The organism is Clostridium intestinale, from assembly GCF_035905475.1.
In the GTDB taxonomy this organism is placed as follows: Bacteria; Bacillota; Clostridia; order Clostridiales; family Clostridiaceae; genus Clostridium_T; species Clostridium_T intestinale.
The window spans coordinates 1,680,022-1,704,393 of sequence record NZ_CP121166.1; the positions used below are offsets into that span (position 1 = coordinate 1,680,022).

The 24,372-nt window shown below is 30.5% G+C and carries 24 protein-coding genes; 6 read left to right on the forward strand and 18 right to left on the reverse strand.

What is annotated here, in order from left to right; all coding sequences use genetic code 11:
* Positions 1-2: 2 nt before the first annotated feature.
* From P8F83_RS08720 to P8F83_RS08770, 11 genes are all read right to left on the reverse strand, one after another.
* Positions 3-767, reverse strand: coding sequence for an ABC transporter permease (locus P8F83_RS08720; protein ID WP_326514298.1), 765 nt, complete (start codon positions 765-767; stop codon positions 3-5).
* Positions 768-1,529, reverse strand: a complete 762-nt coding sequence (locus P8F83_RS08725) for an ABC transporter ATP-binding protein (RefSeq protein WP_326514299.1) — start codon at positions 1,527-1,529, stop codon at positions 768-770. It lies immediately after the preceding gene.
* A gap of 78 nt (positions 1,530-1,607) precedes the next feature.
* Positions 1,608-1,802, reverse strand: a complete 195-nt coding sequence (locus P8F83_RS08730) for a cysteine-rich KTR domain-containing protein (protein WP_390888080.1) — start codon at positions 1,800-1,802, stop codon at positions 1,608-1,610.
* A gap of 51 nt (positions 1,803-1,853) precedes the next feature.
* Positions 1,854-2,204: a DUF1048 domain-containing protein gene (locus tag P8F83_RS08735; RefSeq protein WP_315111639.1), complete on the reverse strand. Its 351-nt coding sequence runs from the start codon at positions 2,202-2,204 to the stop codon at positions 1,854-1,856.
* Positions 2,205-2,213: 9 nt separating this feature from the next.
* Entirely contained in the window at positions 2,214-2,561 is a 348-nt protein-coding gene (locus P8F83_RS08740) for a DUF1048 domain-containing protein (protein WP_315111637.1), read from the reverse strand.
* Positions 2,561-2,884, reverse strand: a complete 324-nt coding sequence (locus tag P8F83_RS08745) for a PadR family transcriptional regulator (RefSeq protein WP_326514831.1) — start codon at positions 2,882-2,884, stop codon at positions 2,561-2,563. Before P8F83_RS08745 ends, P8F83_RS08740 begins: the two co-directional genes overlap by 1 nt.
* Before the next feature lie 164 nt (positions 2,885-3,048).
* On the reverse strand, positions 3,049-3,231 hold the full coding sequence (locus tag P8F83_RS08750; protein WP_326514300.1) for a hypothetical protein: 183 nt from the start codon (positions 3,229-3,231) through the stop codon (positions 3,049-3,051).
* A gap of 81 nt (positions 3,232-3,312) precedes the next feature.
* Positions 3,313-4,005 carry a M23 family metallopeptidase gene (locus tag P8F83_RS08755; protein WP_326514301.1) on the reverse strand — a complete coding sequence of 231 codons (693 nt, stop codon included), beginning with the start codon at positions 4,003-4,005 and terminating at the stop codon, positions 3,313-3,315.
* A gap of 10 nt (positions 4,006-4,015) precedes the next feature.
* The gene (locus P8F83_RS08760; RefSeq protein ID WP_326514302.1) at positions 4,016-4,756 is read right to left on the reverse strand and encodes a DUF3784 domain-containing protein; all 741 of its coding nucleotides are present in this window, start codon (positions 4,754-4,756) and stop codon (positions 4,016-4,018) included.
* Positions 4,757-4,948: 192 nt separating this feature from the next.
* Positions 4,949-6,898, reverse strand: coding sequence for an oxidoreductase (locus tag P8F83_RS08765; protein WP_326514303.1), 1,950 nt, complete (start codon positions 6,896-6,898; stop codon positions 4,949-4,951).
* 108 nt (positions 6,899-7,006) lie between these two features.
* Positions 7,007-8,248: an L-lactate MFS transporter gene (locus P8F83_RS08770; RefSeq protein WP_326514304.1), complete on the reverse strand. Its 1,242-nt coding sequence runs from the start codon at positions 8,246-8,248 to the stop codon at positions 7,007-7,009.
* 221 nt (positions 8,249-8,469) lie between these two features.
* Here P8F83_RS08770 and P8F83_RS08775 point away from each other — a divergent pair, with 221 nt between their 5' ends.
* Positions 8,470-9,009, forward strand: coding sequence for a PadR family transcriptional regulator (locus P8F83_RS08775; protein WP_315111621.1), 540 nt, complete (start codon positions 8,470-8,472; stop codon positions 9,007-9,009).
* A gap of 93 nt (positions 9,010-9,102) precedes the next feature.
* Here the strand turns inward: P8F83_RS08775 and P8F83_RS08780 are convergent, their stop codons facing one another.
* The 3 genes from P8F83_RS08780 to P8F83_RS08790 form a co-directional block, all read right to left on the reverse strand.
* Positions 9,103-10,002, reverse strand: coding sequence for a GGDEF domain-containing protein (locus P8F83_RS08780; RefSeq protein ID WP_326514305.1), 900 nt, complete (start codon positions 10,000-10,002; stop codon positions 9,103-9,105).
* 20 nt (positions 10,003-10,022) lie between these two features.
* Positions 10,023-12,125: a bifunctional diguanylate cyclase/phosphodiesterase gene (locus tag P8F83_RS08785; RefSeq protein ID WP_326514306.1), complete on the reverse strand. Its 2,103-nt coding sequence runs from the start codon at positions 12,123-12,125 to the stop codon at positions 10,023-10,025.
* A gap of 292 nt (positions 12,126-12,417) precedes the next feature.
* The gene (locus tag P8F83_RS08790) at positions 12,418-14,637 is read right to left on the reverse strand and encodes a sensor domain-containing diguanylate cyclase (protein ID WP_326514307.1); all 2,220 of its coding nucleotides are present in this window, start codon (positions 14,635-14,637) and stop codon (positions 12,418-12,420) included.
* 305 nt (positions 14,638-14,942) lie between these two features.
* Here P8F83_RS08790 and P8F83_RS08795 point away from each other — a divergent pair, with 305 nt between their 5' ends.
* Positions 14,943-15,509: a TetR-like C-terminal domain-containing protein gene (locus tag P8F83_RS08795; RefSeq protein ID WP_073019578.1), complete on the forward strand. Its 567-nt coding sequence runs from the start codon at positions 14,943-14,945 to the stop codon at positions 15,507-15,509.
* A gap of 120 nt (positions 15,510-15,629) precedes the next feature.
* A complete protein-coding gene (locus tag P8F83_RS08800; RefSeq protein ID WP_326514308.1) occupies positions 15,630-17,399 on the forward strand; it encodes an oleate hydratase in 1,770 nt (589 codons plus the stop codon).
* Between the two features lie 63 nt (positions 17,400-17,462).
* Here P8F83_RS08800 and P8F83_RS08805 read toward each other — a convergent pair whose 3' ends face one another.
* From P8F83_RS08805 to P8F83_RS08815, 3 genes are all read right to left on the reverse strand, one after another.
* Positions 17,463-18,881: an MFS transporter gene (locus P8F83_RS08805; RefSeq protein ID WP_326514309.1), complete on the reverse strand. Its 1,419-nt coding sequence runs from the start codon at positions 18,879-18,881 to the stop codon at positions 17,463-17,465.
* Between the two features lie 69 nt (positions 18,882-18,950).
* Entirely contained in the window at positions 18,951-19,979 is a 1,029-nt protein-coding gene (locus P8F83_RS08810; protein WP_326514310.1) for an epoxyqueuosine reductase, read from the reverse strand.
* Between the two features lie 103 nt (positions 19,980-20,082).
* On the reverse strand, positions 20,083-20,481 hold the full coding sequence (locus P8F83_RS08815; protein WP_326514311.1) for a MarR family winged helix-turn-helix transcriptional regulator: 399 nt from the start codon (positions 20,479-20,481) through the stop codon (positions 20,083-20,085).
* Between the two features lie 379 nt (positions 20,482-20,860).
* Here P8F83_RS08815 and P8F83_RS08820 point away from each other — a divergent pair, with 379 nt between their 5' ends.
* From P8F83_RS08820 to P8F83_RS08830, 3 genes are read left to right on the forward strand one after another with little or no spacing between them, the layout of a single operon-like run.
* Positions 20,861-21,679: a DUF5685 family protein gene (locus P8F83_RS08820; RefSeq protein WP_326514312.1), complete on the forward strand. Its 819-nt coding sequence runs from the start codon at positions 20,861-20,863 to the stop codon at positions 21,677-21,679.
* Complete coding sequence (locus tag P8F83_RS08825; protein ID WP_326514313.1) at positions 21,676-22,272, forward strand: DnaJ domain-containing protein; 597 nt, start codon at positions 21,676-21,678, stop codon at positions 22,270-22,272. The genes P8F83_RS08820 and P8F83_RS08825 overlap by 4 nt, the downstream gene beginning before the upstream one ends.
* Before the next feature lie 17 nt (positions 22,273-22,289).
* A complete protein-coding gene (locus P8F83_RS08830; protein ID WP_326514314.1) occupies positions 22,290-22,700 on the forward strand; it encodes a hypothetical protein in 411 nt (136 codons plus the stop codon).
* A 280-nt stretch (positions 22,701-22,980) separates the two neighbouring features.
* Here the strand turns inward: P8F83_RS08830 and P8F83_RS08835 are convergent, their stop codons facing one another.
* Entirely contained in the window at positions 22,981-24,180 is a 1,200-nt protein-coding gene (locus P8F83_RS08835; protein ID WP_326514315.1) for an FprA family A-type flavoprotein, read from the reverse strand.
* Between the last annotated feature and the right edge of the window lie 192 nt (positions 24,181-24,372).

Consider the following 24,372-nt stretch of genomic DNA (forward strand, 5'->3'; position numbering starts at 1 on the left):
TTCTACAGGACAGAGTAACGCCTCATTGCAAAGATATAACCAACAACTATTATTGCTACACAGCAAGCAAGGGCAATCCAGATATCATTTCCTACTGGTTGGTTTGCTAATAAATCACGAATAGCTTCTACTATAGGTGTTACAGGTTGATTTTCTGCAAATGCACGCACTACTTTCGGCATAGTCTCTGTTGGTACAAAGGCAGAACTTATAAATGGTAAAAATATAATTGGGTAAGAGAATGCTCCTGCGCCATCTGGGGTTTTGGCAGCAAGTCCTGCAATTACAGCTATCCAAGTTAAGACAAGTGTAAAGATCCCAAGTATTCCAAATACAGCTAACCATTCTAATATTCCTGCTGAAGAACGGAACCCCATTAATAATGCAACAAGTATAATTACTACTACAGAGATTCCATTAGAAACTAATGAGGTTAATACATGTCCCCATAGTACTGTAGAACGAGAGATAGGCATAGAGTGAAAGCGTTCAAAAATGCCACGTTGTTTATCCATAAATAAGCGATAGGCTACATATGCAATTCCGCTTCCAATAGTCATTAACATTATACCTGGCAATAGATAATTAACATAACTCTCTATTCCTGTTTCTATTGCACCTCCGAATACATAAACGAATAATAACATCATAGCAAGTGGTGTAATGCAAACTGTAATAATTGTGTCCATACTTCTAAAAATATGACGCATTGAGCGCCCAAACATAACACCCATATCTTTTAAAAAGTACTTATTTGTAGATTCCATTTAATTCTCCTCCTTTTTACCAATGATTGTTAGGAATAATTCTTCCAATGTAGGCTGTTTTTCAACATATTCAACTTTTGCAGGTGGGAATAATTTCTTCAATCCTTCTAGTGTGTCTAGAGCTATTATTTTTCCCTCATGAAGAATAGCTATTTTGTCTGCAAGTTGTTCTGCTTCCTCTAAATATTGAGTGGTTAAGAATACTGTGGTTCCTCCAGCTGATAGCTCTTTTACAATCTTCCAAACTTCTAAACGTGCTTCTGGATCAAGACCTGTGGTTGGTTCATCTAGGAAAATAATCTTTGGATTTCCAACTAAACTCATTGATATATCAATTCTTCTTTTCATCCCTCCAGAGTAAGTACCCACTCTTCTGTCTGCTGCCTCTTTCATACCAAATCGATTAATTAACTCCTCTGCTACTTGATTTGGATTTTTAAGATGTCTAAGCTTTGCTATCATTTGAAGATTTTCACGTCCAGTTAAAATTTCATCAATAGCAGCAAACTGACCAGTAAGACTGATAGATGCTCTAATCTCTCCTGGATTTTTTTCAATATCAAAACCATTTATCACAATACTTCCTTCATCAGCTTTAAGTAAAGTAGCCATGACTCTAATCATTGTTGTTTTTCCAGCTCCATTGGAACCTAACAATGCAAATATACCTCCCGTTTCTACTTCAAAATCTACTCCTTTAAGCACTTCTACATCTTTGTAAGATTTCTTTAACCCTTTAATTTGTATGATATTTTTCTTCATTTTCTTTTCCTCCTATATTTTAGTTGATGTAATAAAAAAAGAACCAATAACTGTGATTTTCACTCACGGTTATCGGCTCTACGTCTTAGCGTCTGGCTCTTTGATAACTGATATATTCAGTAGTTTTGCATTTATTATCCTTTCCTGTTTACACTTTGGACAAAATAGGGGGAAGTTTTCAAGTATCGTATCAACACTTATCTTGACCCTTGTTTTACTGCTACATACCGGACATAATATCCATTCATATTTATCCACTATATCCTCTCCCATCACTTTATGCTTTTAATCACTATCTTTTTAATAGCTGCAATATATCTCTTTTTACTTTGTTTTCTCAGTAGCACTTTTTATAGCTTTGTTAACTTGTTGGTTAGTAGATTCTTGATATATATCAGCATAAGTTTTTGAATCTTTAATTAGATCGTCACAGAAAGCCGCTACATCACTTCCAGTCACTTCTAATACACCTTTTCCTAAAGCTGCCCCCTCTTCAAAAAGATCTACAATTCCAGAGAGTAAACTTATCCCATCAGTTAGTTCAACAGGACCTACCTTAAATAGATATTTTTCAATTTCCTTATAAACAATACCATAATCTTTTGGTAGTACTTTGACACGAGCTACATGTGCACGCCATTCTTTTTTACCTTCTATAATATCTTTTATTCTCATTTTGCCCTCCTATTTACCTAACTTTTTGGCTATATTATTATTGAGTTGCTTGCGCCATTTATTACGAAAGGACTTTGCCCCTTCTTCTCCAACTAGGGCTGAACAGAACCCTTTAATGTCCTCACCCAAAACTTCTTCTACACTCTGACCCTCTGCCGCAGCTTCTTCAAGCATACCAAGTACACCATCAAGAATTGGCATTAGGTTTCTTCCTGTGAAATCTGAGTACTCCCAAAGATTTTCATTAATTTTTTCCCAAACCTCTTGATAATCATTTGGCAGCTTTTTTACTCTTGCTTCAAAAGCTTTCATTTCTTTAGTCATATCATTTCCTGTGATTTTATCCCAAAAATTCATTACCTTCTCTCCTTTAACTCATTAATTCTTGATGATACGAACTCCCATTTTTCCCAGAACTTCTTTAATTCCTCGCGTCCTGCATCATTTAGGGTGAAAAACTTTCTAGGTGGTCCCATATCTGATGTTTTTTTTGTGATTTCCACCAATTTATTTTTCTCAAGTCGAACTAATATTGTATAGACTGTTCCGTCTACAACATCTGAAAACCCAAGAGCATTTAGTCTCTTAGTAATCTCATACCCATATGTCTCTTCATGACTGATTATTTCAAGAACACAGCCTTCCAATACACCTTTTAACATTTCCGTAATGTTATCCAGATAAATCACCTCTTCACTATATAGTATCACTTGTATTCAGTATTACTTATTACTACTATATAGTATCACTGAGTAGTAGTGATGTCAACACAGTATAATTATTTTCACTAAAGAGATTTAAAATAATTATATGAAAATTTAAATGGAACCCCAAAGGAGTTCCATTAATTTGTAGTATTCTCAAAGAAATGTTTTAATAAGTCAATGTATCTATCTGTATTAATTAAACTAATTTCCCCATGACCACTTTTCTCAATAACATTTAAAGAACTACCTTTTATGGTATCATGGAGTAGTTTTGAAATGATAACTGGATTATTTTTATTTCCAAACTCTTTTAATATCATATCCACCCTCCATATATTAAAATTTAAATGAGTAATACTAATTAAAGTATCAATATAGACTAATTATAACATTGGTGATATTTAAAAGTTAAACCTTATCCTATCTTTATCTGTTGGAATACAATTAGATACATTTCTCCACTCACCATTTTGGAATACTTCATATTTTTCAAATACAAAAGGCAATCCCTTTGCAGTAGATATATCACTACTATCCATAAGTTGAAAGTGGAGATGGGGGCCAAATGAATTACCTGAATGACCAACTCTACCAATAACTTCACCTTTTTTGACTCTCTCGCCAGCTGAAACCCTAATTGATCCAGTCCGAAGATGTACTAGTGCAGCATATACTTGGTTACTAACTTTCATAATGATGTAGTTGCCAGCAACTGATTGTATATCATTTTTTCTAGGATCGAAATAATGAGCGTTTTTATAAGCTCTTAGTATATCCAAAAACAAATTGGTTCGCCCTCTTTCTTTATAACCATCCTCTACTTTAATAACTACTCCGTCACAAGGAGCATATACTTCTTGACCCCAACAATAATATTCATTTAATGGAACACCTAATAGAAGGTATTTCAACAAGCTTACTCTATAAGCAGGCAGCCCTTTTCTTTCCCAATCTACTTGTACAAAGTCACAAGCATATCTTGCTCCTAATCTATCTGTTCCATGGCTTGGAATTTTTGCCCCAGGAGTATTAGGCGAGAGCCATTCTCCCCTTAAAGGAAATTCTACTACTATAGGTTCTTGCCCATCAATCATCTATCTCCTCCTATTTATTAATTTCACTTTTCTCAATAATATCCTCATAAAGCTTCTCAGTATCACTTTTATTTTCAGCATTTATTACTAAGGTACCTGAATCTGTTTCCATTACTATATAAGTTTTACATTTAGTGTAGGAATAAAGAATATAATCCCCAAACTGATAATTCCTAAAATGTCCTTCATTTAGTTTAATGCTACCCATCCCGTTTGTTCTTCGTCCTATATCAATATTATCCATTATCTTTATAGATTTAATTTCTTTATAATCAACAGACTTATCTGGCCAATCTGAGGCTTCAATCTGGATATTTTCCTCATTTAAATGGAACTTTATATCTCCAGTGGTTAAAAGAAATCCTATAGAGGCAAATAAGATAACAAGAAAAATCAATGTATATTTTATTGTCCTCCCTGTATTTATATCTTTAACTTCCTCAATAGGTCTTGGAATTTTTTCTTTACAAATGGTGTTAGAGAGTATCATTATAACTACAGTTACTGCAATAATTGCAATCGGCATAAGCCAATATAAAATCTTCGGAGTGTTTTCTTTAAAAATTGCAAGAATAGCTAATATAATAGTAATAACCCCCATTCCAGATCCCATAACATAACCTAATTTCTTTTCATTATATTTTGCTCTCTCTTCTTTACTGGCTGTATTATAACCAGCTATTAAAAATCCTCCTTTACCAGAAAAAAGAACTATTGTAAGAAGAGAAAATAAAGCTACCAAAATCCACATTTTATTCATCTCCCATATTATTTTAATATAATAGTAATCTTTAACCATATTATACCACTATTGTATTTAGTATTTAAATGAATAGAAAAAGAAACTGATATTATCTATAAAAAATAATATCAGTCCCTGTAATTCTACAAAAATTAGTTAAACTAAATTAATTCAATTCCATTTCCTGGGAAATAGTTATATTTATATATCAAGTGCAGCGTGATATCCTTGATATACTGCTGTTGTTATAGTTGATGCACGTACACAATCACCAATTTCTATAACATTAGGCGCAGCATCAATTAACTCTTCGGCTACTGCTCTTCTAGCTCTTTGTCCTAATGCACAGATTACAGATGTTCCTGGTACAAGTATTTCATTACCATCTTTATCTTCACATAGAACACCTTGTTCAGTGACTTTTAGTCCTTTATATTCTGTATGAACATGGATATTGCATTTTTCTATTTCACTTAATAATATTGGACGATGTCTTATATTTGCATCTGGTGCAAGTTCAGCTCTCATTTCTACTAGGTGTACAGTTTTTCCTTCTTGAGCAAGGTGTATTGCAGCTTCAGAACCAGCTAATCCACCGCCTAAAACCACAACATCATTTGTAACCTTATCTTTCTCTAGGTAATAGTCGTTAACTACTACTACATTATCTCCTTTTAAACCTGGTATTGGTGGTACCAATGGTTCTGATCCAACTGCTACTATTATTGCATCTACATTTTCTTTCTCTGCATATTCCTTAGTTACTTCTGTATTTAAACGAATCTCAACCCCAGCATCTTTTGCTAATTTACCAAGGGTAACTCCTAGTTCATACATTTCATATTTAAATGGAAGTGCTTGTTCTCCTTTAAGAATTCCCCCCAATTCATCTGATTTCTCACAAAGAATTACTTCATGTCCACGTTTTGCAGCTGTAATTGCAGCTTCAAGTCCTCCTGGACCACCTCCGGCTACTAAAACCTTACGTTTAACAGGTGCTGGAATTATTTCTGTTCCACCTAATTCACGTCCTATTAAAGGATTTACTGTACAACGTCTTGTAGATGTCATAGCACGTTCAGCCATACATGTAAAGCATCTTAAGCATTTAACAATATCTTTATCTTGATTTCTAACGATTTTCTTTGGAAGTTCGTGGTCAGCTAAAAGTGCACGAGCCATTTCAACAACGTCAGCTTTACCACTTGCTATTATTTCTTCCATTGTCTCTGGATCATTTAATCCACCAATAGTAGCTACTGGCACACTTACATGCTTTTTAATTTCTTCTGCAAGATAAACATTAGAACCATGCTTCAAGAACATAGAAGGATGTGTTACTCCAAATCCTCTTTGGTAAGTTCCTGCTGATACATGCAATAAATCTATTTCTGATTCTATAAGCTTAGCTATTTCAACCCCTTCTTTAAGGTCATAGCCACCTTCAAATAATTCTGAACCACTCATTCTAAATTCTATAGGGAATCCTGGTCCAACAGCTTTTCTAACACTAGAAATAACTTCTCTCGCAAAACGCACTCTATTTTCTAATGATCCACCGTATTTATCTGTTCTTTTATTGAAATATGGAGATAAAAATTGATTTATAAGCCATCCATGTCCTCCATGAATCATTACCATTTCAAATCCTGCTCTTTTTGCTAGGGCAGCTGTATTTCCATAAGCCGCAACTATATCATCAATAAGCTCTTGAGTAAGTTCTTTTACTGGTCTGCCATCTGGGCGAACTCCTTCACTTGGTCCCCATTGAGCTAATCCTTCTTTTTTGTTTTTGTCAGTTAAATAAGTTCCTGCATATTGACCTGAATGTGATAACTCTACACTTGCTATTGCTCCATGACGGCGTATAGCATCTGCAGTATAAGTAAAGCTTGAAAGTGAGCCTACAGTTTCAAGATCTAAATGGTACATATGAGAAGCTTCTGTTTTAGGATGTACAACAACCTCACTTACAGTAACTGAAGCTGCGCCACCTTTAGCTCTTAGTTCATAAAAAGCTGTAGATGCAGGCCCAATAGTGCAATCTGCTGTTATATCTGTTCCTCCCATTGGTGCTGAAAACATTCTGTTTCTAAATGTAACATTTCCAATTTTAATTGGTTTACTTAAATTAGGGTATTTTCTTTCCATTTCTTTTTCTCCTTGTTCATTCATTTATATTTTTATTTCATTTATTATTGATATATAATTAATTAACAACTTCAAATTTTGTTAAAATATTATTCATTTTTGTGACTTTTAAGCTTGTACTATTCTTTTATGAACCGTACGATAAACAAAAGTTAATACTAATCCTACTATACAAAATACGGCGCCTATTAAAAATGCTCTTTGATAACTATGATCTGTTGCATATACATTCTTCATTACTGTTGGTCCAAAATAACCAGATACTGCAAACCCAATAAACATTATTCCATAGTTAACGCTGTTATTTTTTGCACCAAACTGATCTGCAGTGAAGCCTGGGAAAACGCCCATAAAAGATCCAAACGAAACCCCTACACTTATTATTCCTACGTAGAATTTTGCTACATCTCCTTCTCCAGAGAAATATAGACACATAAGTCCAAAAGTAGCTAGAATAAATGCTAGAGTTAGTGTATTGTTTCTTCCTATTTTATCTGAAGCATATCCTGCTAAAATACGTCCACCAGTATTAAAGAGTGCTAAGGTTGATACTACAGTAGTTGCTGCTGCAACTGACATTCCAATCATTCCTTGAGCTATTGGTGAAGCTAAAGAAGTACACATTAAACCAGCAAATGCTCCGCATAATAACATTAATATCATTAGATAGAAAATAGGACTTGATAACATCCCTTTCCAGTCTTTATCGTTTTGTTTTCCTTGGTTTCTTTGCGCAACTGGTGGTGTCCATCCTTCTGGTATAAAACCAACTGGACACTTTTCTATAAAAAATGAGCAAACACATACAATAACTAAAAATCCTATACCTATTATTTTAAATGCTGAGGTTACTCCAAAATTACTTATTAATATATTTGCTATTGGAGGTACTATTACTGAACTAAATCCATAACATGCAGTTGTAATTCCTCCAATAAGTCCACGTTTATCTGGAAAAAACTTAATTGAATTACTTATGGTACATCCATAAACCATTCCCATCCCAAGACCAGTTAAAATACCATATCCAAGTATAAGCATACCTAAACTATTAGCAAAACCAGATAGAATCATCCCAGCTCCAAAAAATATTCCACCTACAAAAATAACTATTTTAGGTCCAAAGGTATCATTGATTTTTCCACCTGTAATCATAGTGATGGGACCAACTGAATTTGTAACTGTAAAAACGATAGCTAAAGTACCCGCCGTTAAAGTAAGACCAGTAACTTGACTTAAGTGCCCAGCCATAGGAGCTGAAAACACACTCCATGCATACATTGATCCAATGCATAGATTAATAAAGCAGCTTGCAATTAGAATAATCCACCTTTTTTTTGTTAGTTCCATTTAAAGAATCCCCCTTAATAAATTTGTTAATTTAACTACAATTTCATGTTAATATTATCACAACTATTCTTACATGTAAATAACAATATATAAATATTTACATGTTTTTATTTATACCATTTTCTATTGAGACAACTTTCTGATTTTGTCACATGTTGCTCTAATTGTATTTTGTAGAAATCATGTTATAATTAATACATGTTAAAGAAAGAGGTAAGTTTATGAGGACACTTAAATATGCAATTTTAGGATTATTAAATAGAATGCCTATGACAGGTTATGATATAGGTAAAGAGTTCAACTTTCAATTAGCTGAATTTTGGAGTGCAAAGCATAGCCAAATATATCCTGAATTAAAGAAGTTAGTGGATGAAGGCCTTATAGTTTTTGATATAGAAATAAGTGGGGATGTTTTGGAAAAAAAGGTCTATAGTATAACAGAAAAAGGAAGGAAAGATTTTCTAAGATGGCTAAAAAAAGATGAACCTATGGAACCTACTCCCAAGAATATTTTTCGTCTTAGAATGTATTTTTCAAATAATTTAGACGTAGATACTAGAATGGAGCTTCTAGAACATCAATTATTTCAACATCAAGAAAGACTTGCTTTTTTACATACACAAAAGGACCGTTACGAAACTGTACCACCCTCAAATAGCAATAAATTTGGGGATTACATTGTCCTAGATGGAGCTATTTTACGAGAAGAGTGTACTATTAAATGGTTAACCAATTGTATAAATTATTGCAAGAATTTTTAATATCTAGTTTATAAAAGGTGGTAGAAAGGTATTTTAAAAATACCTTTCTAACACCTTTATTATTTTGCATTTATAAATTATAAACTATTTTTATTAATAACCAATCTTGTCTCTTCCACTATTTTTGGCTTCATACAACTTATTATCAGCACATTTTAAGATTTCCTCTACTGTAGTGTTGTCATTATTTACTGTATATATTCCAATGGAAGCAGTAACCTTTATAATTTCATTATCACTAAGTTTAATTTTTGTTTTATTTATTTTTTCTCTCATCTTTTGTGCTATTTTAACAGCTTCATAATTATCTTCTCCTGGAAAACATACTAGGAATTCTTCCCCGCCATATCTAGCTATCCAGTCTTTCTCATTTCTTAAACATCCTTTTAGTAATTTTGAAATCTTCTTAAGTACAATATCTCCATTAATGTGCCCATAGTTATCATTTATATTTTTAAAATAATCTAAGTCAATCATCATAACTGATATAGGTTTCCCACTTCTGATACAATAATTTAAATCATTAGGAAGCCTTTCATCTATAAATCTTCTGTTATGTAATCCTGTTAGTTTATCTTCTATAGCTATTTTTTTCATATCTTCAAGTATATTATTAACTGTACAATCCTCTTCTTTAACACAACTTGAATAAAAAAGGCTATTAGTTACATCCTTAATTAGTTCAACTACAACCTTTTTCCCATTCATATTAGTAGGAATTGCAGAAATTATGTAAGTTTTATCTTCAATATTTTCTATCTTCATACAAGTGCTATTGCTAATCAATGCTCTCATAGAAATACAATTATCGCATACCGTTTTTTTATTTCTTTCACTAAAACAAGATTCTCCTTTTTCTATAAAAATCCCTTCGTTATATTGTAGAACTTTTTTCTTAATAGGGTCAACTATTCTTAAAGTATCATATAAATTTTCTACAATATTAGGATTATCTTTTATGAAATCCATATTATGCTTATCTATTTGGAGCATAAATTTCACCTCCGAATATTCTATTTATTGTCTTTTGAAACTATTAGTTTCTCAAATTCTTCCTTAGCTATTGGTCTGCTAAATAGATAACCTTGCCCATAGTTACATTTTCTCTCTCTTAAAATCAAACGTTGTTCTTCTATTTCAATTCCTTCTGCCACAATCTCTAAATTTAAATCATGTATAAGATTAATAATATGCTCAACTATTACTAAATCACTTTCTTTGTTTATAACGCTTTTTATAAACTCTCTATCTAATTTCACTATATCTATAGGTAGTTTTTTTAGATAGGTTAATGAAGAGTATCCTGTACCAAAATCGTCAAGGGCTATACCTATTCCAAGCTCTTTTATTTTCCTTAAAATATAAGTTGAATGCTCTAAATCATCCATTATAGAGGTTTCTGTAACTTCAAATTGTATCTCTTTAGGATTTATATTCATCTCATTTAATAAATTTCTTATTTCGTTTATTACCTTATCACTTGTAACTTTTTTTCCTGACATATTTATAGATATCTTTATATTAGAATTTAATTTTTCTTTCCATTCTTTTTTATGCGTTAAAACAGTTTCTAATACCCATTTATCTATATCGTTTATTAAACCGCTTTCCTCAGCTAAAGGTATAAATTCCATAGGTGGGATATTCCCAATAATAGGATGATTCCACCTTATTAACGCCTCTCCCCCAATTACTTCCCCACTATTTAAATCTATTATTGGCTGATAAAGAAGATAAAACTCTTCTTTCTTTATTGCCTGTCTTAAATAATTGACTTTTTTAATCAAGTTCAAGTTTTTATTTTCTATTTCTAATGAATAGAAGCAGTAGTTATCTTTCATTCCCTTTTTAACATAATACATTGCAATGTCTGCACTTTTAAATAGTGAAGAGAGGTTTATTCCGTGCTCTGGATAAACAGATATACCTACGCTATAAGAAACATAAAAATCTTGACTATTTATATTCCAGCTTCTTCTAAGCTCTTTTAATAACTTCTCAACTTCAATTACTACACTTTTTCTATCTTTAATGTTATCAAAGATTATAGCAAATTCATCTCCACCAGATCTTGCAACAAAGTTAGGGGATTTAATAAAATCTTTTAAAATATTAGCTATATATTTTAAAAGTAAGTCTCCAAATTCATGTCCTAACATGTCGTTTATATGTTTAAAGTTATCTATATCCATATATATTAATGCAAAACCTTCATCTGTAAGCTTTTTTACTTCAATTAACTCATTTACTTTTTCCTCAAATAAAAGTCTATTAGGAAGTTCTGTCAGCTTATCAATATATGCCATAGAGCTAATTTTGTCCTCTAATAACTTCTTTTCAGTAATATCTGTATGAGATCCAGCAATTCTTATTACTTTTCTCTCTTCATTTCTTATGGCTTTCCCTTTACTAAATATCCATTTATATTCACCATTTTTGCATCTCATTCTATATGTATTTTCATAGGATCCTTCTTTTGATAAAGTATAGTTATTGATTTTAAGTGTTACTTCATCTCTTTCCTCAGGGTGAAGAAGATTTACCCATTCAGTATATGTATTTTTTATCTCATCATCTTCATATCCAAGATAACTCTTCCACAAAGCTGAAAAATACACTTGATTTTCTATTAAATCCCAATCCCATATACCACAATCAGCTCCTTCAACGGCAAGTCCATATCTTTGCTCACTTTTATAAAGGGCATCTTTATTCTCTTGTAACTTAATAAATTGTTCCCTAAGTTCTTCTTCTAGTGCTATTAGTTCTTCATGTGCAGTACTTAATTCATCGTAACTAGTTCCAATTTTATTTAAAACCTTACCTAATACCTTCATTCTAATAAATACTAAATGAAATATCACTAGCGTAGTAATAAATATAAACATCAAACCTTTATAAGTTTGAAGAATTTTATATCTCTCAATACTTCCTGAAATTCTAATTAAAATCTCATCAGAAGTCAAAATCCATAAAATACTAACAATTCCATAAAGAAGTGCTATTTTTAATGACTCTCTAATAGGGTTTATCCTGTGTTTATCTAGGTATTTATTAATTTTATCCTCTGTATTTTTCCTTAAATATTTGACAAATCTATCAAATAATTTTAACAAAAAATCACCTCTAATATATTATTTTATCTCTTAAAAATAGACCTACATAAAGCAGGTCTTTTTATAAAAAATTAAGTTAAATTATTGACTAAATAAAATTCTATCAAAGTTCAAGGTAAAAAACAACAATAATTGGTAGAATTGTGTAATAATATGTAATAATTTTTCCTATTATTATTTATCAATCTACATAGTTTTTTTGAGTTTAACTATATAGATTAATAAATGTAAAAAACACGCCTTAAGACGTGTTTTATAATATTTGTATGTTTATACATAAAATCATTTGTTTTTACAAAAATAATCCAACTACCTGATTCCTTCCTTTTTCCTTTGCTTCATATAGGGCTTCATCTGATTTTTTTATAAGCTCAATATACGCTAAATAGTCATTTGGTACTACAGAGGATACCCCTAATGTCACAGTTACAAAGTTAGACGCCCTAGAAAATTCGTGAACTAGTCCTAAATTCTCTACATTTTTTCTAAAACTTTCAGCAAAGTTTATTGCTTCTTCTAATTCTGTGTTTGGAAGTATAATAACAAACTCATCTCCACCATATCTTGCTGCAAAATAATCCTTAATTAAGGATTTTCTAAGTTCATTGCTTATTGTTATAATACAGTTATCTCCCTCAGTATGCCCATAGTTGTCATTGTACTGCTTAAAGCAGTCTATATCAAAAACTATTATGGATATACTATTTCTCTTCTTTTTAGCTCTCTCCCATTCATCACAAATTACAAAGTCAAATTTACGCCTGTTTGGTATATTACTTAATCCATCATATTCAGATAAGTACTTTAGTTGATTATTTGTAGCTTCTAGCTGCTTTTGAACTTTTCTTCTTTCTTCAACTTCAATGAATAAACTTTTTGATTTTATTGCATTATTTATTGCTATTGCTGCGTATGACGAAAGTGCTTTTATCATTTCAACTTTAAGCATTGTAAATGAGTCTTTTTCAATTGCCTGTACGGTAAGTACACCTATTATGTTATTGTCTATTATTAAAGGACAAAAAATAGCTGAATTAAGCTCTTCATTATCCTTATTATTAATATAATTTACATCTTCTATATAGTTTAAATATTCATTTACCATGTCGTTAATTACTATGATTTTATTTTCTCTTAAGCATCTTACTGCCATGCTTGAACTATTATTAAAATCAGTTTCACTAACTTTTATTTTATCTTTATTTTCTATATAATAGTGATATTTTATTTTTCTTTTTTCCTCATTATATATTCCAATCCCAAAGGTATTAACTTTCATAAAAACCTTGATTGTATCATAAATCATTTCGAATATTTTATCTAAATCTAATGTTGTTGTAATCTTTTCTCCTAATTCACTTATTATTGAAATATTTTTTATAATTTCTACTAGTTCATCAGCTCTTCTTTTAAAGTTTTCATTTTTTTCTGTTATGTTCTTATTTTCATTTTCAAGATTATCTACCTTAATCTTTATTCTTAAATTTTTTGCTCTATTTTCTAATTCTATGGGTTCAAGCATTTTTTCATTTTCAAAGTATAGTTTATAATATTTATTTGCATTATGAATATCTTCTATTTTTTCATATAGACTTATAACTCTTTTGCATATTTCCATAGTTTTTGCATAAAGTTTATTTTCTATGGAGATTTTATATAATTCAACAAGTGTCTCAATTGCTAAATCACATTTACCTATATTTTCAAGAAAATTACTGTAATCCATAAGAACTTCTATTTTAATATAGGCATAGTCAATTTCATCTGCTATAGAAAAAGCTTCTGAAAAATATCTCTCACACTTCTCGTAATCTCCAAGCTTTTCATAAACTAATGCCAATAAGCCACAAGCTTCAACTATAGAAATTTTATATTCATTATTAGTTAAATACTTGTAGGATTTATTTAAATACTCAAGTGCTTTGTTATAGTTACCAAGCTGATATTCTATATTTCCTAAATTGGTATACACTATTCCTATTCCTAATGTATCCTTATACTCCATATTATTATAAAAATCTAATGCTTTATTATAGTTCATTAAAGCTTCTTCATAACATTTAACTTCTCTGTATACTTCCCCCATATTGTTATAAATTTTTGCTGCGTATAACTCAAAACTAGAATCTTCATAATAATTGTTTCCTTCTTTAAGATTTGGTGTAAGATTCTTCGCTGAATTATAGTGTTCAAAGCTTTTTTCATATTCTCCCATATCAAAATAAACATTGCCTATGTTTATATACGATCTTATTTGTATATCATTTATCCCATGTTTTCGTGCAATTCTAATAGAAGTAAATAAGTATTCCATTGCTTTTTCATATTTACTCATATCAGAGTAAGCTCTTCCTAAAAAATTTAGTACAAAAGCCATGCCCCTTTCATGTTTTTCCTTTACACATAAGGAATATACTTCATGGGCGAACTCAATAGTAGCTTCCTCAAATTTATATTTATTCTTTTTTAAATTTTCTAACATTTCATTAAGATTTTTATTATTTGCCCCCATTGAATTGGTTCGCCTCCAAGTTTTATTGAATCCTTCCATGTGATATTCTAGAATTTCTATAATATATTGTATTTTAACATATCTATATAAAAATAACATCTAATTTAATAGTTCCTATAGCAACTTATTTACAATAATATCATTGTAGTATTTCTATTCACTCATTTATGTTAAATACTCAGTTAGATAAAAACTATACTTTTCAAATTTTTGTTAATTTTAAACTTATACTAACATTATTATGCCCTAAGTTTAAAATCTTAGGTTATTATTATATTAGGAAATTTGTATTTGGAGGAAGATTTATGGCACAAACCACTAAAAAGGCTCTTGCCTCATCTCTTAAAAAACTTTTGGCTGAAAAAACTTTAGATAAGATTACTGTTATAGATATCACAAACGATTGTGAAGTTAATAGACAAACCTTCTATTATCATTTTAAAGACATATATGATCTTGTTGAATGGATTTATACTAGTGAAGCTTCAAGAGCTTTAGGCAACAAAAAAACCTATGATACCTGGCAGCAAGGTTTTAATGAAATTTTTAAATATGTATATGAAAATAATAACTTTGTTATAAATACTTATCATTCTTTAAACAGAGAACATCTAGAAAATTTTCTTTATAATGAAACATATACACTTTTAATTGGTGTCATTGAAGAAAAGGCTTCTGGTATACCCGTACGAGAGGATGATAAAGCTTTTATTGCAAATTTCTATAAATATGCTTTTGTAGGTCTTATGCTTGAATGGATTTCTAAAGGTATGAGAGAAAATCCATCTTCAATTATAGAAAAAGTTAACACTTTAATTCACGGTGATATCGTTAAGGCCTTAGAGAAGTTTAGAACAGATAAACATATTTAGACAATCCTATGTAAATGTATGAATTTTAGTCATCCCATCATTATTGTCTATTGTTACCTTTCCCTAATTTTTCTATCATTTACTTGTAAGGTAAAGATAATTATTTGGGAGGTATTTAAAATGTATTATAGTAATGGAAATTATGAGGCATTTGCTCGTCCTCAAAAACCTAAAGATGTTGATAGAAAATCAGCTTATCTTGTAGGGTCAGGTTTAGCCTCTTTAGCTGCTGCTTGTTTTTTAGTTCGTGATGGTCAAATGAAAGGTGAACATATTCATATCTTGGAAGAACTAAATATTGCAGGTGGTGCCTGCGATGGTATAAATGATGTGCAAAAAGGCTTCGTTATAAGAGGCGGACGTGAAATGGAAAATCATTTTGAGTGTTTATGGGACTTATTTAGATCTATCCCTTCACTTGAAACTGAAGACGCTTCTGTTTTAGATGAATTTTATTGGCTTAATAAAAAAGATCCTAACTATTCTCTTATGAGAGCAACTATAAATAGAGGTGAAGATGCTCATACAGATAATAAGTTTACTTTATCTGAAAAAGCTTCAATGGAAATAATGAAACTATTTATGACTACTGATGAAGCTTTATATGACAAAAAAATTACTGATGTATTCACTGAAGATTTTTTTGCTTCTAATTTCTGGTTATATTGGAGAACCATGTTCGCTTTTGAAGATTGGCATAGTGCTTTAGAAATGAAGTTATATCTTCAAAGGTTTATTCATCATATTGGAGGACTTCCTGATTTCTCTGCATTAAAGTTCACTAAATACAATCAATATGAATCTTTAATACTTCCAATGATAAAATACCTTGAAGCTCATGGTGTTAATTTTCAATATGATACTAAAGTAACTAATGTTGTTTTTGATATAAATAAAGGTAAAAAGGTTGCTACCAAAATTGTATGTTTAAGAGGAGGAAAGGAAGAATCTATTGATTTAATAGAGGATGATTTAGTATTTGTTACAAATGGTAGCTGTACAGAAAATTCAACCTTAGGAGATAATGATCATGCTCCTACATTTAATGATTCTCCTGGTGGCTGTTGGGAACTTTGGAGAAACATATCTAAACAAGATCCGTCATTTGGTCATCCTGATAAGTTCTGTACTGATACTAAGGCAACTTCTTGGGAATCTGCAACAGTAACTACTCTTGATGATAAAATACCTCCATATATAGAAAAAGTCTGCAAAAGAGATCCTTTTAGCGGAAAGGTTGTAACAGGTGGAATAATATCAGTAAAGGACTCAAACTGGCTTATGAGCTATACTTTAAACCGTCAGCCACATTTTAAAGAACAACCTAAAAATCAGCTTGTAGTTTGGATATATGGATTATTTTTAGATGTTCCTGGAAACTATATTAAAAAACCTATGAGAGAATGTACAGGTCTTGAAATCACTGAGGAATGGTTATATCACTTAGGCGTTCCAGAAGCTCAAATTCATGACATGGCTCTAAATTCAGCTCGCTGTATTCCATGTATGATGCCATATATAACTGCTTTCTTTATGCCAAGAACAGAAGGAGATAGACCTAAAGTTGTTCCAGAAGGAAGTGTAAACTTTGCATTTATTGGACAATTCTCAGACACTGTTCGTGACACAGTATTTACTACAGAATACTCTGTAAGAACAGCTATGGAAGCCGTTTATACACTTCTTGATGTTGACCGTGGAGTACCTGAAGTATTTAATTCTTGTTATGATGTAAGAGCATTACTAGATGCTACTTCAAAAATGATGGATGGTAAGAAACTTACTGATATGAAGGTTCCGTTTTTTGTAGGTATTGTAGAAAAAATAGGACTTAAAAAAATCTCTGGAACCATAATAGAAGATTTGTTAAAACGCTATAATGTAATTTAAACCTAAAAGCACTCTATCAATCCAAAATAGAGTGCTTTCTCAATATTCCACTATATAAATCTTCTAATTTTTATTTCTTTTTAATCTAAAACCAGTAATTAAAACCCCAACTAAACAAATAGTTGCAGCTACGATGTATACATATCTCATTCCATATATAAATACATCACTTCTTCCCTCAACATATCCATATACTTTTTCTCCCATCTTTATACTCATAAAAGAGTATAAAAGCAATGTAGCCATGGCAACTCCTGAGGTTTGAGCTAAGTTTCTCACAAAAGCATTAATGCTTCCTGCAATTCCTAGTTTATTGCTCGGAGCTGAAGACATAACAAGAGAGTTATTAGGTGATAAAAACAGTGCGTTTCCAACTGCTAATAAGGCTATAAATATAATCAAAGAATACAAGCTTGAATTTTCATTTAAGGTTGCCATCAATCCTAACCCTAAACCCATTAGCGCTAATCCCACTAAAGTTAATGACTCAGAACCAATTTTATCAGATAAATGTCCACTAAAAGGTGCAAGTACTGTAATTATTATTGGTGAAATCATCATAATCATTCCAGCATAACTTGGACTCATTTTTAATACATCTTGAAGATAAAAGGGTTGAACCATATTATTGCTGTTAAATGCAACATAACATATAAAGGTACACAATATCCCCACTGAAAAAAGTGAGTTTTTAAACAACGAAAGGTCTATAAGAGGATATTTAAGCTTTTTTTCTATATATATAAATACACAGAATAAGCATATTGCTACTATAAAACCTAAAATTATCAAATAGTTATCATATCCCACTCTTTGCCCTACCAATAATGAACAGAATAGACATATAACACTTGCTCCAAATACTCCTGCTCCTAAATAATCAATTTTTTCCTTTTTGTCTTCTATTCTTTTAGGTAGAATTTTAAATCCCATAATTACTGCAACTATTCCTATTGGTATATTTATAAAAAATATATAGTTCCAACTTAAATAGGAGATTACAAAACCTCCAAGTGCAGGACCAAGCATTGTTCCAAGCGCTAAAAAGGTTGCATTTATCCCAAGTGCCTTCCCTCTTTCATTGGCTGGAAATACCTGAGTTATTATCCCTTGATTGTTTGCCATAGCTGCTGAGGCTCCTAACGCTTGAATCATTCTAAAAACAACTAAGGTACTGAAGCTTTTTGATAATCCGCATAACAATGATCCTATAGTAAAAACTAGCAATCCTAAATTAAATATTTTAGATTTTCCTTTTATATCTCCTAAGCGTCCAAAAAACAAAATTGTACTAACTATTGTAACTAAATAAGAAATTACTATTAATTGAATAGATGTCATGTTTACTTCAAATATCTTTACCATTGCAGGTAATGCAACATTTATTATTGTACTATCCAAAGTTCCCATAAAGGGTAGAAGTACTACAATAGCCAATATTAATCCTCTGTTTTTGTATTCATTTTTACTTTCTATGTTCATTTAAAACATCATCTCTTTACTAAGTTCTCTTAAGTTATAATATTAAAGATAAACTTATAATGACAATAGTTATATGCTTAGTTTTTTGATTGCAAAGTCTGCCATAACTCTGACCTTTTGATTCGAATCTTCTAATGCTTCATATATACTTGTTTTATATTCTTCTTTATAGTTATTTATCATAGCATTTATTGCATTAACCTTCCATTTCCACACATCATCTTTAGGTATATACCAAAACTTCTTCTGCAACACGTTTTCTAAAAAATCATACTCCATTTTGATTATTTTCTCTAAAGATATCTTTCTACTTAACTCTTCTAAGTTTGGGAATTCTTCATTTCCTATCCATTTATTTTTATTCATAGGACATGAATCCTGACAAACATCACATCCATATACCCAATCACCCATAGCTTCTTTAAATTTTTCACTCGGCATATCTCTTCCTGCAAAAGTTGTAAGGCAAGATACACACGCTAAAGGATTCATGGTATATGGTTCAGATAGGGATTTAGAAGGACACGCTTTTATACATAAATTACATTTTTCAGAGCATGGCCTAATATTTGGAGTTTCCTTATATTCTAGTTCTTCATCTATAACCCAAGCTTCAATAGTAAGCCATGAGCCTTTTTCTGTATAGAAAAAATTGTTTCTACGTATTATTCCAAGCCCAGCTTTAAGTGCCGCCCATCTCATACCTGTAACTCCAAATTTTCTTTCTGTATGAGTCTTAATTCCTAATCCCTGCATATACTTCTCAAACTTTAGTCCATCTTGAAATTCTTTAGATTTTTCATCTACTCTGCTATCAAACATATATGTCTTTCCAATCACACCTTGTAAATGCTCTGGAACGTGATAGTTATCATATCTTTTTATGCAAACAACTATAGACTTTGCCCATGGATAGGTATCCTGTAAATGAGCAAAATTATAATATCTACTATAAAAGCCCTTTGTTATTGGCACTTTTTCTACTCTCTCATTTAATCTATCCTCATAATCATACATTTCATCAACTTTTATAATTCCACACTTTTCATAACCTAACTTCAAAGCCTCATCTCTTATTTTTATTGCTAAATCATCCATCCTCTTAACATTCCTTTCATAAATATTTTACTTACAAAAGAAACATGTATATACATGTTTTGCTTTATAAAAAATCTTACTTAAAAAATAAGTAAGTTTTAAATTAAGTTTTAGAAACTTTACTAATAAAACTTTGTATCTGCCCCAAGGTTTTTAAAAACTCTTCAAATCTTTCATCACCAATTTCATTTTCAATCATGGATTGAACCTCATTCCATAATGGAACAGCTTCATTTAGTTTTTTTGCTCCCTCTTCACTTATAGAAACACATTTTCTTCTTGAATCATTGCTATCAGGATTCACGCTAACATATCCCTTTTTTCTTAAAATTTCAACATTTCTAGTTACTGTGGTTTGATCCATTAACAAAGCTTCTGCCAGTTCACTTATAGTAGAATTTTTACGATAGGATATATCGGCTAATAATGAAAACTGAGCTGCTGGCAGTTCAACAGATTGAAACATTTGATCATAATATTGAGTAGTAACTCTTGTTGTCATGCGTAAATTTCTACAAACACAATTTTTTAATCTTTTAGTTTCATTTGATTTTTCCATAGATAGTTTTATTGACCTCCAAATCCTTGAATAAACCTATCTTAGTCCATAATATTTCTTATTGTCAAGGTATTTTAAATTTCTATAAACATGTACATTTCATATCTTTTTGTTATTTAACTCCACTTTTATTAGATCTATTTTATATGCATATACATATATTATGAGATTGTAGTTTATTTGTCAATATTTTTTCATTTAAAGTTTTAGAGTAATTTATACCTTATTAAATTGTTTTAATTTTTACATTTTGTCACTAAATAGACACAAAAATATTGTATAATTAAATGTAATTTTTATAATATATAAGGCAGGTGGGTAAATGTTTGGCTATGTAATTGCCAATGTAGATAAATTAAATGTTTCTGAAAAACAACAGTATAGATCTTGTTATTGCGGTTTGTGTTCTACTCTTAATGATAGACATGGCGCAATGAGCCGATTAACCCTAACTTATGATATGACTTTTCTTGTTCTTTTTCTGACTTCATTATATAATGAAAATACTTATGTTGAAACTGAAAAATGTATTTCTCACCCTTTTAAGGAACATGAATTTTGGAGAAATAAAATCACAGAATATGCATCAGATATGAATATTCTTCTTACATATTATAAATTTCTTGATGATTGGCAGGATGATAAAAAGATTTTCTCTTTATTTGAGGCCAAATTATTTGAGAAAAAGTGTAAGCTTATTGAAAAAAGATATCCAAATAAAGCAGCTAAAATTTCTCAGTATTTAAAGGAGCTTTCTTTTATTGAGAAATCTGGAGAGCTTAACCCTGACATTCCTTCAAATTGTTTTGGAGAACTTATGGGTGAAATTTTTGTTGTAAATGAAGATGAATATTCAGAAAGATTATATACATTTGGAAAGTCTCTTGGAAAATTTATTTATATTATGGATGCATGTCTTGATTTGAAAGAAGATATAAAAAAGGAACGCTATAATCCATTAGTTACCACTTCCTCTGACAACTTTTCTTCTATACTGAATATACTTATGGCTGATTGTACCGAAAGGTATAAAACTTTGCCAATTGAAAGAGATAAAAATATTATTGATAATATTCTTTATTCTGGAGTGTGGACAAGATATGTAGCTGCTACTAATAAGAAAGGAAGTGCCCAAATATGATATCGGACCCTTATAAAGTACTGGGGGTTTCTCCAGATTCTAGTGACGAAGAAATTGCAAAGTCCTATAGAAAATTAGCTAAAAAATATCATCCTGATCTAAATCAAGGAAATGAAGAAGCTGCAAGAAAAATGAGCGAAATTAATAGTGCTTATAATCAAATTAAACAAGGTTATACTTCTCAAGGAGGTTATAATGCCAGTTATGGTGGGCAAAATACATATGGTAATGATGCTTCTTATGTTAATGATTATAATTCTGCAATTCATTATATGAATTCTGGTTATTATAATGAAGCTTTAAATGTTCTAAATAATATACCTAGTAGAAGTGCTAAATGGTACTATTATAGTGCAGTTGCAAACCTAGGTATACATAACCAGATTACTGCACTTGAACATGCTAGAACAGCTGTAAGAATGGATCCTAATAATTTTGAATACCATCTTTTATTAAACAGAATACAAGGTAGTGGTGCTTTTTATCAAAATCAAAGTAGAGGTTTTGGTATACCCGTATTTAATATTTGGAAAATATGTTTAGGATATTACTTGTTCAGATTTTTCTGTAGTTTTTTCTTTGGTCCATATTAATAAAGGAGTGATTAAATATGAAAAATTTTAAAAATAAGTTAGTAAGTTTTATGTATGGAAGATATGGTAGCGACCAATTGTATATTGCATCAATTGTGTTATATTTTATTTTGTTTATTGCTAACTCTTTTATTCCTTCACCTATAATAAGAGGTCTATCATGGATTGTTCTTATATTGACCTTTTATAGAAGTTTTTCTAAAAACATATATAAAAGGCAAAGAGAAAATCAAATGTTTTTGAAATTTTGGAATCCTATTAAATCAAAGTTTTCATTAACATTTCGTAGATTAAAGGAAATCAAAACTCATCGTTACCGCACTTGCCCTAATTGCAAAAAGGTACTTCGTCTGCCAAGAAAAACAGGAAGTCATACTGTAAATTGTCCTTCATGCCGTAATGATTTTAAAGTTAAAATTATGTTTTAATACTACTAAAGGTTATTGCTATTTTTATTATAGTAGTAACCTTTTATTTAGGGAGTCTCCTATTTATCACATTAGATAGATCATTATTAATTCACTTAGTAAACGCTTATCCTTAAAGTTATTTGTTTCTCTTATCAACACTTTATTCAAACAATCTTATATGCATTTAATAAACATATACCCACCTATACAAGTAAATCTCCCTACATACTCTCTTCGGTATAAAATTATAAGGACCTCCTCATAAATATTATTTATAAGAAAGTCCTTATCTACATTTTTATTTCATTGATTCTATAATATTGTCTGCTAGTGAATCCATAGAGTTTATGTCTTCTTTTTTCATTGCAGAAGTTAAAGTCATTTTATTTTCTAATATAGTCATGTCTTTCATTCCTTGTAAAAATTCAGTCATTAATTTTCCAGATTGAATAGCCCATGAACCATTTTCTATGATTCCTACAGTACGTTTTTGAAGGTTTAAAGCCTTCATATCATGCACGTAATTAAGCATTGGTGGATAAATATTTAAGTTATAAGTTACGCAAGCTAGTACCACATGGCTATATTTAAATGTCTCTGATATCAAATAGGAAACATGAGTTTTTGAAACATCATACATAACAACATTTGTCATGCCTTTTTTTACTAATGTTGTTGCTAATTCATTAGCAGCAGCTTCTGTATTTCCATACATTGTTCCGTAAACTATAAGTACACCTTTTTCTTCTGGCTCATACTTACTCCACTTATCATGCTTGTCTATAAAATATTCTAAATTACTACGCCATACTGGACCATGAAGTGGGCATATCATTTTTATATCTAAAGAATTTGCTTTCTTAAGAAGATTTTGAACGTTTTGTCCATATTTCCCTACAATATTTGTATAGTATCTTCTTGCATCTTCAAGCCAATCTCTATCAAAATTAACTTCATCATTAAACATTTTTCCATCTAAAGCCCCAAATGTTCCAAAGGCATCAGCTGAAAATAACACTCCATTATTTGTATCATATGTAACCATAACTTCTGGCCAATGTACCATTGGTGCAGTTATGAACATTAAAGTATGTTTTCCAAAAGACATTGTATCTTTATCTTTAACTTCTATCACCTTTCCATCTACTTGGAATCCAAATTGACGCATAAATGTAACAGCTTTTCCTGTACATATAATCTTAACTTCAGGATGACGAAGAAGTATTTCTTCAATGGAAGCTGCATGATCTGGTTCCACATGATTTATTACTAAGTAATCTAAAGTTCTATCTCCTAAAACACCTTCAATGTTATCAAGGAATTGTCTACAAATCGACCAATCAACAGTGTCAAAAAGTACAGTCTTTTCATCTAAAAGTAAGTAAGAATTGTAGGAAACCCCTCTTGGAATTGGATGAATATTTTCAAATAAAGCAAGTCTACGATCATTTCCTCCAACCCAATAAATATCTTCAGTTATTTCTCTAACACAATACACTAATTGTTCCTCCTTTTTTTCAGTTAACAAACATTCTCACATCTTATTATAATATAAATAAACTCGTATGAGGATATTTTTTATTCTTTATAGTAGTATTTATCTTATTTTTATATTTTTCAAACTCCCAATATTATAATGTTTATTTGCAATAATTTCAACAATAACATTAAGCATTTATAGTATTAAGGA

What these genes read in the sequence shown, in the direction of transcription:
- P8F83_RS08740 (WP_315111637.1), bottom strand. Translation starts at nt 2,561, where the DNA reads ATGAATTTTTGGGATAAAATCACAGGAAATGATATGACTAAAGAAATG.
- P8F83_RS08815 (WP_326514311.1), bottom strand. Translation starts at nt 20,481, where the DNA reads ATGACAACAAGAGTTACTACTCAATATTATGATCAAATGTTTCAATCT.
- P8F83_RS08820 (WP_326514312.1), top strand. Translation starts at nt 20,861, where the DNA reads ATGTTTGGCTATGTAATTGCCAATGTAGATAAATTAAATGTTTCTGAA.
- P8F83_RS08825 (WP_326514313.1), top strand. Translation starts at nt 21,676, where the DNA reads ATGATATCGGACCCTTATAAAGTACTGGGGGTTTCTCCAGATTCTAGT.
- P8F83_RS08830 (WP_326514314.1), top strand. Translation starts at nt 22,290, where the DNA reads ATGAAAAATTTTAAAAATAAGTTAGTAAGTTTTATGTATGGAAGATAT.
- P8F83_RS08730 (WP_390888080.1), bottom strand. Translation starts at nt 1,802, where the DNA reads ATGGGAGAGGATATAGTGGATAAATATGAATGGATATTATGTCCGGTA.
- P8F83_RS08755 (WP_326514301.1), bottom strand. Translation starts at nt 4,005, where the DNA reads ATGATTGATGGGCAAGAACCTATAGTAGTAGAATTTCCTTTAAGGGGA.
- P8F83_RS08800 (WP_326514308.1), top strand. Translation starts at nt 15,630, where the DNA reads ATGTATTATAGTAATGGAAATTATGAGGCATTTGCTCGTCCTCAAAAA.
- P8F83_RS08805 (WP_326514309.1), bottom strand. Translation starts at nt 18,881, where the DNA reads ATGAACATAGAAAGTAAAAATGAATACAAAAACAGAGGATTAATATTG.
- P8F83_RS08770 (WP_326514304.1), bottom strand. Translation starts at nt 8,248, where the DNA reads ATGGAACTAACAAAAAAAAGGTGGATTATTCTAATTGCAAGCTGCTTT.
- P8F83_RS08765 (WP_326514303.1), bottom strand. Translation starts at nt 6,898, where the DNA reads ATGGAAAGAAAATACCCTAATTTAAGTAAACCAATTAAAATTGGAAAT.
- P8F83_RS08790 (WP_326514307.1), bottom strand. Translation starts at nt 14,637, where the DNA reads ATGGGGGCAAATAATAAAAATCTTAATGAAATGTTAGAAAATTTAAAA.
- P8F83_RS08810 (WP_326514310.1), bottom strand. Translation starts at nt 19,979, where the DNA reads ATGGATGATTTAGCAATAAAAATAAGAGATGAGGCTTTGAAGTTAGGT.
- P8F83_RS08775 (WP_315111621.1), top strand. Translation starts at nt 8,470, where the DNA reads ATGAGGACACTTAAATATGCAATTTTAGGATTATTAAATAGAATGCCT.
- P8F83_RS08750 (WP_326514300.1), bottom strand. Translation starts at nt 3,231, where the DNA reads ATGATATTAAAAGAGTTTGGAAATAAAAATAATCCAGTTATCATTTCA.
- P8F83_RS08780 (WP_326514305.1), bottom strand. Translation starts at nt 10,002, where the DNA reads ATGCTCCAAATAGATAAGCATAATATGGATTTCATAAAAGATAATCCT.
- P8F83_RS08760 (WP_326514302.1), bottom strand. Translation starts at nt 4,756, where the DNA reads ATGTGGATTTTGGTAGCTTTATTTTCTCTTCTTACAATAGTTCTTTTT.
- P8F83_RS08795 (WP_073019578.1), top strand. Translation starts at nt 14,943, where the DNA reads ATGGCACAAACCACTAAAAAGGCTCTTGCCTCATCTCTTAAAAAACTT.
- P8F83_RS08735 (WP_315111639.1), bottom strand. Translation starts at nt 2,204, where the DNA reads ATGAGAATAAAAGATATTATAGAAGGTAAAAAAGAATGGCGTGCACAT.
- P8F83_RS08725 (WP_326514299.1), bottom strand. Translation starts at nt 1,529, where the DNA reads ATGAAGAAAAATATCATACAAATTAAAGGGTTAAAGAAATCTTACAAA.
- P8F83_RS08720 (WP_326514298.1), bottom strand. Translation starts at nt 767, where the DNA reads ATGGAATCTACAAATAAGTACTTTTTAAAAGATATGGGTGTTATGTTT.